This is a genomic window from Brevundimonas sp., assembly GCF_031082345.1.
In the GTDB taxonomy this organism is placed as follows: domain Bacteria; phylum Pseudomonadota; class Alphaproteobacteria; order Caulobacterales; family Caulobacteraceae; genus Brevundimonas.
The window spans coordinates 1-7,975 of record NZ_JAVHLH010000127.1; the positions used below are offsets into that span (position 1 = coordinate 1).

Consider the following 7,975-nt stretch of genomic DNA (forward strand, 5'->3'; position numbering starts at 1 on the left):
GAGGTCTTCAGAGGCCGATGGAATTCAATGCCCTGCGCCGCGGCCAACAGTTCGATGGCCACGACGGCGGCGGTGTTCTCGGCCATGTCCAGCAGGCGGCGCGCGCCGTGGGTGGCCATGGAGACGTGGTCCTCCTGATTGGCCGAGGTGGGCACGGTGTCGATGCTGCAGGGGTGGGCCACCATCCGATTCTCCGCCACCAGCGCCGCCGCGGTGACCTGGGCGATCATGAAGCCGGAGTTCAGGCCGCTCTCCTTCACCAGGAAGGCGGGCAGGTCGCTCATCTTCGGGTCGACGAGGATCGAGGTGCGGCGCTCCGAGATGTTGCCGATCTCGCACAGGGCCATGGCGATCATGTCGGCGGCGAAGGCGACCGGCTCGGCGTGGAAATTGCCGCCCGAGATGACGTCGCCGTCCTCGATGAAGACCAGCGGGTTGTCGGTCACGGCGTTGGCCTCGCGCGCCAGCGTGGCGGCGGCGTTGGTCAGCACGTCCAGCACGGCGCCCATGACCTGCGGTTGGCAGCGCAGGGAGTAGGGATCCTGCACCTTGGCGCAGTCGTGGCGGTGGCTGTCTCGGATGGCCGAGCCGGCCATCAGGGCGCGCAGACGTTCGGCCACGGCGATCTGACCCGGCTGGCCGCGCAGGGCGTGGATGCGGGCGTCGAACGGGGCGTCCGAGCCCTTCAGCGCATCGACCGACAAGGCTCCCGCCGCGATCCCGGCGGCGAAGGCGGCCTCGGCGGCGAACAGGCCGGCGAGGGCGAGGGCGGTGGAGCACTGGGTGCCGTTGAGGAGGGCCAGCCCTTCCTTGGGGCCCAGCACCAGGGGCTTGAGGCCGACGCGGGCGAGGGCGGCCTCGGCCGACAGGGTCTCGCCCTCGTGGCGGGCCTCGCCGACGCCGATCAGGACGCACGACATATGGGCCAGGGGGGCGAGGTCGCCCGAGGCGCCGACCGAGCCCTTGGACGGGATGCAGGGCAGGACGTCGGCGTTGACGAGGGCGATCAGGGCCTCGAGCGTCTCGCGGCGGATGCCCGAGGCCCCTTTCGACAGGCTGGCGATCTTCAGCACCATCAGCAGGCGGACGATCCGGTCATCCAGCAGCGGGCCGACGCCGCAGGCGTGGCTGAGCACCAGGTTCTTCTGCAGCGTCTCGAGGTCCTCCGTGGCGATGGAGGTGTTGGCCAGCAGGCCGAAGCCGGTGTTGACGCCATAGACGGTGCGCCCCTCGGCGACGATGGCCGCGACCACGGCCGCGCCGCGCTCGACGGCGGTCCAGGCGGAAGGAGCGAGGGCGACGGTGGTCGGGGCGTCGAGGACGGCGCGGAGTTGGGCGAGGGTGAGGGGGGACTGGCCGAGGGTGAGGGGGGTCATGATCAGGCCTTCAGGCTCGGCAGGTTGAGGCCGTGTTCGCGCGCCGCCTCTTTCGCGATCTCATACCCGGCGTCGGCATGGCGCATCACCCCGGTCGCCGGGTCGTTCCACAGCACCCGCTCCAGACGTTTCGCGGCCTCCGGCGTGCCGTCGGCGACGATCACCACGCCCGAGTGCTGCGAATAGCCCATGCCGACCCCGCCGCCGTGGTGCAGCGACACCCAGCTGGCGCCCGAGGCCGTGTTCAGCAAGGCGTTCAGCACCGGCCAGTCGGATACGGCGTCCGATCCGTCAATCATTGATTCCGTCTCGCGGTTGGGGCTGGCGACCGAGCCGGAGTCGAGGTGGTCGCGGCCGATGACGATCGGGCCGCTGAGCTCGCCCGAGGCGACCATGTCGTTGAACATCAGGCCGGCGCGGTGCCGGTCGCCGAGACCGATCCAGCAGATGCGGGCGGGCAGGCCCTGGAAGGCGACGCGTTCCTTCGCCATGTCCAGCCAGCGGTGCAGGCCGGCGTTGTCGGGGAACAGCTTTTTCATCGCCGCATCGGTCTTGCGGATGTCGTCCGCATCGCCGGTCAAGGCCGCCCAGCGGAACGGGCCGATGCCGCGGCAGAACAGCGGGCGGATATAGGCCGGGACGAAGCCGGGGAAGGCGAAGGCGTCCTCGACGCCCTCGTCATAGGCGACCTGGCGGATGTTGTTGCCATAGTCGGTGACGGGGATGCCCTGCGCGTGGAAAGCGAGCATGGCCTTCACATGGACAGCCATCGACTTGCGGGCCGCGGCCTCGACGGCGGCGGGATCGCTCTGCCGCTTCGTCTCCCACTCCGGGACGGTCCAGCCCTGCGGCAGGTAGCCGTTGACGGGGTCGTGGGCCGAGGTCTGGTCTGTCACCAGATCAGGCCGCACGCCGCGCCTGACCAGTTCAAGCAATACATCCGCCGCGTTGCCCAACAGCCCGACGGATATCGCCTTTCCGTCCGTCTTCGCCGTTTCGATCAGGGCCAGGGCCTCGTCCAGCGTCTCGGCCATGACGTCGAGGTAGCGGGTCTTCAGCCGCATCTCGATGCGGCTGCGCTGGCATTCGACGGCCAGGCACGAGGCCCCCGCCATGGTCGCCGCCAGCGGCTGGGCCCCGCCCATGCCGCCGAGCCCGGCGGTCAGGATCCATTTGCCCGACCAGTCGCCGCCATAGTGCTGGCGCCCGGCCTCCATGAAGGTCTCGTAGGTGCCCTGAACGATGCCCTGGGTGCCGATGTAGATCCACGAGCCGGCCGTCATCTGGCCGTACATCATCAGCCCCTTGCGATCGAGCTCGTTGAAATGCTCCCAGGTCGCCCATTTCGGCACCAGGTTGGAGTTGGCGATCAGCACCCGGGGCGCGTCGGCGTGGGTGCGGAACACGCCGACCGGCTTGCCCGACTGGACCAGCAGGGTCTGGTCCGGTTCGAGCTCGCGCAGTTCGTGGACGATGCGGTCGAACGACGCCCAGTCCCGCGCGGCCTTGCCGATGCCGCCGTAGACCACCAGGTCCTCCGGCCGCTCGGCCACCTCCGGGTCGAGGTTGTTCATCAGCATCCGCAGCGCCGCCTCGGCGGCCCAGGTCTTCGCCGTCATCTCGGGGCCGCGGGGGCTGCGGATGACGCGGGTGTTCGGGGTCTGTTGAGTCGTCATGGCGGCCTCTCTACGCTGCCCGCCCATGACCATGGAAGACTCAGACGCGCTCGGCTGGCGCAGCATCGCCGACCTGACCGGCGATCATCCCGACGCCTCCGTCGCCCTGATCGGCGCCGGCCTCAACGAGCGCTCCCTGACGCCCGGGCGCTGCGACCTCGGTCCGAAGGCCTTCCGGGCGGTGCTGCCGCGCTTTTCGACCTATGACGTCGAGACCGGCGCCGAGCTGTCGACCCGCGTCCACGACGCCGGGGACGTGGCGCTGAAGGGCGTGTCGCCTGCCGACGCCTTCCGTCCCGTGCGCGACGCCGCAGCAGCCCAGGCCCGCCGGGCCCTGACCGTTCTGATCGGCGGCAACAACGCCATCACCCGCCCCGGCGTCCACGCCCTCGGCCTCGATCGGGTCGGCGTCCTTACCCTCGACGCCCATTTCGACCTGCGCGACACCGACCAGGGCCTGACCAACGGCAACCCGATCCAGGCCCTGCTCGAGGATGGCCTTGCCGGCGACCGCATCAGCCAGATCGGCCTCGCCCCCTTCGCCAATACGAAACGGGCCCACGACAAGGCGAAGGCCGCGGGCATTTCGGTGCGGACGGCGCGGGAGTGCCGCGAACAGGGGCTGGCGGTCGTAGTGGCCGAAGAACTGGCCCGCCTCTCGACGCTGTGCGAGGTCCTCTTCGTCGACTTCGACATCGACGTCATCGACCGCAGCCAGTGGCCGGCCTCGCCCGGCGCCCGGCCGGGCGGGGTCTCGGCGCAGGACTTCTTCGACGCCACGCGGGCGATCGGGGCCCATCCGAAGGTGAAGGCGGTCGACCTGACCGAATACGATCCCTCGCTGGAGATCGGCGACCTCGGCTCGCTGACGGCGGGGCGGTGGTTCTGCGAACTGCTGGCGGGATTCGAACGGCGATGATCCGCGCCGACAGACTCATCACCGACTGCCGCCTCGCCGCCATGGTCGAGGGCGGCGCGCCCTACGGCGCCATTGACGACGGCGCTGTCCTGATCGCCGACGGCCGTATCGTCTGGGCCGGCCCGCGGGCCGATCTGCCCGCGCACGAAACGGCGGCGACCGACCGCCTCGACGGCCGCTGGGTCACGCCCGGCCTGATCGACTGCCACACCCATCTGGTGTTCGGCGGCGACCGCTCGGGCGAGTTCGAACAGCGGCTCGGCGGCGCGACCTATGAGGAGATCGCCCGCGCCGGGGGCGGCATCGTCTCCTCCGTCGCGGCGACCCGGGCGGCGTCGGAGGAAGACCTCTACGCCTCCGCCCTGACCCGGCTGGCGGGCCTCAAGGCCACCGGCGTCACCACGGTGGAGATCAAGTCCGGCTACGGCCTCGACCACGACAGCGAGCTGAAGATGCTGCGCGTCGCCCGCCGCCTCGGCCGCGAGGCCGGCGTGCGGGTCCGCACCAGCTACCTCGGCCTCCACGCCGTGCCGCCGGAGCACCGCGCCGACCGCGCCGCCTATGTGGACAAGGCTGTGGATGAAATCCTGCCCGCGGCCCATGCCGAAGGTCTCGTCGACGCCGTCGACGCCTATTGCGAACCCATCGCCTTCTCCACCGCCGAGGTCGCCCGGCTGTTCGACAAGGCCCGCGCCCTCGGCCTGCCGGTCAAGCTACACGCCGACCAGCTGTCCGACGGCGGCGGCGCGGCCCTGGCGGCGAAATACGGCGCCCTGTCGGCCGATCACATCGAACACAGCGGCGAGGCCGGCGTCCGGGCCATGGCGCAGGCCGGCGTCGTCGCCGTCCTGCTGCCCGGCGCCTATCTGATGCTGCGCGAGACCACGCCGCCGCCCGTCGACCTGCTGCGCCGCCACGGCGTGGCCATGGCCGTGGCCACCGACTGCAATCCCGGCACCTCGCCGGTCGCCTCGATGACGGCGGCGCTCAACCTGGCCTGCGTGCAGTTCCGTCTGACCCCGGAGGAGGCGCTGGCCGGGGCGACCCGCGTCGCGGCGAAGGCGCTGGGTCTGTCCGGAGAGGTCGGAACGATCGAGGCCGGCAAGGCCGCCGACCTCGTCGTCTGGGACATCGAGCGCCCGGCCGAGCTCTTCTACTGGCTCGGCAAGCCGCTGCTGCACGCCCGCTATGTCGCCGGCGTCGCCGATCGCTGATCGCCCGCAAGGCCGAATCCCCGCACCCTGCCGCCATGCGTTTCGCCCGCGACCGCACCGAAGGCTACCTGCTCGCCGCCCTGATCGCGGTGACCGTGGCGCTCGCGGTCGTCACCGGCCTGTCGGTCGAGGCGGTGCTGGCTCAGGGCTGGTAGGCGGTCTTCGCGGCCAGATCCGGCCGCGGCCGCTCCAGCGGCCCCTCGGCCAAGGCGCCGATATGGATGAAGCCGGCGATCTGTTCCCCCGCCATCACCCCGATGACTTCAGTGGCCTGCGGGTCGTAGCTGTACCAGTCCGTGATCCAGCTGGCCGAATAGCCCAGCGCGTCGGCGGCGTGTTCGAGGTTCATGCACACCGCTCCGGCCGAGAGCTGCTGCTCCCACACCGGCACCTTGTGGCCCTCGACCGGCGTCGACACCACCAGGATGGTCAGCGGCGGCGCGGTCAGCTTGGACAACACCTTGCGCGCCTTGGCCGGATCGGGCTGGCGCGCCGCATGCGGCAGCAGGGCCTCCGCCAGCGCCGCCCGGCTCTGCGGCCCCATCACCACGAACCGCCACGGGAACAGCTTGCCGTGGTCCGGCGTCCGGGCGCCCAGTTCGAGGATGCGCGCGACCTCCGCCGGCGAGGGACCGGGGGCGACCAGCGACTGGGCCGGGGCCGAACGGCGCACGGCCAGTCGCGCCTGCAGTTCGGCGGACGGCGTCGGAAGGGGGAGGGCCTGGCCCAGATCGGCGTCGGACATGCGGTCTAGCTAGTGGTCCCGCCCGCTCTGCGCCATATCCGGGCGATGACAGATTCCCGCGACGCCTTCGACGCCGACCGTCCGACCCCCGCCTGGGACGACGGAACCGACCGCCCGCCGCCGTGGCGCAGCGCCGGCGAGAGCGTCCTGTTCGAGAATCCGTGGATGCGCCTGACCCGCCATCCCGCCAGCGCGCCGACCGGGCTGGAGGCCGACTATGTGGTGATGCGCCCGAGGAACCTCTCGGTCGGCGTGCTGCCGATCCACGACGACGGGACCGTCACCCTGGTCGGCCAGCAGCGCTTCGCCCTGATGAACTGGTCGTGGGAGATGCCCGAGGGCGGCGCCCCGTTCGACGAGGCCCCGATCGAGGGCGCGCGCCGCGAACTGGCCGAGGAGGCGGGCCTCCGCGCGGCGTCCTGGCGCGAGGCGCTGAAGGTCGAGATGAGCAACTCGATCACCGACGAACGGGCCGTGGCGTGGATCGCCTGGGAGCTGGATCCCGTGGCCGTCGCGCCGGACCCGACCGAGATCATCCGCATCGCCCGTGTCCCGTTCGGCGACCTGCTGCGCGAGATCGGGCGCGGGTCGGTGCGCGACATGTTCACGGTGGCGACGACGCTGCGGGCCTACCATATGGCCCGCGAGGGCGAACTGCCGCCCGAACTGGCGAAGGCCATGCTGGCCAGCGTATGATGACGCCGAAGGAGCCCCGGATGCCCAAGCTCGAAGTCGTCGCCCTCCAGACCGACACCTGGGGCCAGCTGCGCGCCGCCGCCCAGGACACCGCCCGCGCCGAGCCGTTGCTGGCGTCCCAGATCAATGCGGTGGTCCTGTCGCACGGAGATCTGGCCGCGGCCCTGAGCTATCAGATCGCCCGCAAGCTGGCCGACGCCGAACTGCCGGCGATGTCGGTGCGCGAGGTCTGCCTCGAGGCCTATGCCGCCGATCCGTCCATGGTCACGGCCGCCGAGGCCGACCTGCGCGCCGTCGCCGAGCGCGACCCCGCCATCAAGACGCTTCTGCAGCCCTTCCTCTACTTCAAGGGCTTCCAGGCGCTGCAGGGCCACCGCGTGGCCCACTGGCTGTGGACCCGCGGGCGCGAGGCCCTGGCCTTCCATTTCCAGAGCCGCATGTCCGAGCTGTTCCAGGTCGACATCCATCCGGCGGCGCGGCTGGGCTCGGGCCTGTTCCTCGACCACGGCACCGGCATCGTCATCGGCGAGACGGCGGTGGTCGGCGACGAGGTGTCGATGCTGCACAACGTCACCCTCGGCGGCACCGGGGCCGAGCGCGGCGACCGCCACCCCAAGATCGGCAGGGGCGTGCTGCTGGGCGCCGGGGCCAAGGTGCTGGGCAACATCGTGGTCGGAGACTACGCCAAGGTCGCGTCCGGCTCGGTGGTGCTGAAGCCGGTGCCGGCGGGCTGCACCGTCGCCGGCGTCCCGGCCCGGCTGGTCAACTGCCCGACCGGGGCGGCGCCGGCGCGGACCATGGATCATACCCTGGCCGACATCGTCTACGACTTCGTCATCTGAAGTCTCCTCCCCAACTCATGGGGCGGAAAACGCCTTCCCCTGTCGCGCCCGATTCTCTAGGGTCCGCCGCTCAATACAGACCTGAGGCCGACCATGAACACCGCCGACATGAAGCGCGTCGAGACGCACCTGAAGCGCACCTTCAACACCGGCGGCATCATCCTGAAGCCCCGCGGCAAGCCCAATGACTCCTGCGAGGTCTATGTCGGCGACGAATTCATCGGCGTCGTCTTCGAGGACGAGGACGAGGCCGGCAGCTTCATGTTCGAGATGGCCATCCTGGCGGAAGACCTGCCGGAAGCCTGATCGGCCCCGGGCTATCGCGCACGAAAAAGCGCCGGAGGATCGCTCCTCCGGCGCTTCGTCGTTTCAGACTGTGATCAGCGCTTGCCGAAGATCATGTCGAGGATGCCGTTCAGGAAGCCCTTGCTCTCGGCCGGTTTGGCGGCCGGGGCCGGCGCGGCGGCCGGAGCAGCAGCCGGAGCGGCGGCGGGCCTCGGAGCAGCG

The 7,975-nt window shown here is 70.9% G+C and carries 8 protein-coding genes; 5 read left to right on the forward strand and 3 right to left on the reverse strand.

Going from position 1 to position 7,975, the window contains the following annotated elements:
- Both hutH and hutU read right to left on the reverse strand, forming a co-directional pair.
- Positions 1-1,376: histidine ammonia-lyase (gene hutH / locus RDU12_RS09415; RefSeq protein WP_308684508.1), on the reverse strand; the 1,376-nt coding region annotated here is incomplete at its 3' end.
- Positions 1,377-1,378: 2 nt separating this feature from the next.
- Complete coding sequence (gene hutU / locus RDU12_RS09420) at positions 1,379-3,052, reverse strand: urocanate hydratase (protein ID WP_300289679.1); 1,674 nt, start codon at positions 3,050-3,052, stop codon at positions 1,379-1,381.
- 31 nt (positions 3,053-3,083) lie between these two features.
- On the opposite strand from hutU, the gene RDU12_RS09425 reads away from it, so the two are divergent.
- The gene (locus tag RDU12_RS09425; RefSeq protein ID WP_300289680.1) at positions 3,084-3,971 is read left to right on the forward strand and encodes an agmatinase family protein; all 888 of its coding nucleotides are present in this window, start codon (positions 3,084-3,086) and stop codon (positions 3,969-3,971) included.
- Positions 3,971-5,185 (forward strand): imidazolonepropionase, encoded by a 1,215-nt coding sequence (gene hutI / locus RDU12_RS09430; protein ID WP_300289682.1) that lies wholly within the window; start codon positions 3,971-3,973, stop codon positions 5,183-5,185. Before RDU12_RS09425 ends, hutI begins: the two co-directional genes overlap by 1 nt.
- A gap of 142 nt (positions 5,186-5,327) precedes the next feature.
- On the opposite strand, the gene RDU12_RS09435 is transcribed toward hutI, so the two are convergent.
- Entirely contained in the window at positions 5,328-5,930 is a 603-nt protein-coding gene (locus RDU12_RS09435) for a nitroreductase (RefSeq protein WP_308684509.1), read from the reverse strand.
- Between the two features lie 45 nt (positions 5,931-5,975).
- On the opposite strand from RDU12_RS09435, the gene RDU12_RS09440 reads away from it, so the two are divergent.
- The 3 genes from RDU12_RS09440 (at position 5,976) to RDU12_RS09450 (ending at position 7,774) form a co-directional block, all read left to right on the forward strand.
- Positions 5,976-6,626, forward strand: coding sequence for an NUDIX hydrolase (locus RDU12_RS09440; RefSeq protein ID WP_300293041.1), 651 nt, complete (start codon positions 5,976-5,978; stop codon positions 6,624-6,626).
- Between the two features lie 20 nt (positions 6,627-6,646).
- Complete coding sequence (cysE, locus tag RDU12_RS09445) at positions 6,647-7,468, forward strand: serine O-acetyltransferase (RefSeq protein WP_300293039.1); 822 nt, start codon at positions 6,647-6,649, stop codon at positions 7,466-7,468.
- Positions 7,469-7,561: 93 nt separating this feature from the next.
- Positions 7,562-7,774 carry a DUF3126 family protein gene (locus RDU12_RS09450; protein WP_259551744.1) on the forward strand — a complete coding sequence of 71 codons (213 nt, stop codon included), beginning with the start codon at positions 7,562-7,564 and terminating at the stop codon, positions 7,772-7,774.
- The last annotated feature ends 201 nt before the right edge of the window (positions 7,775-7,975 follow it).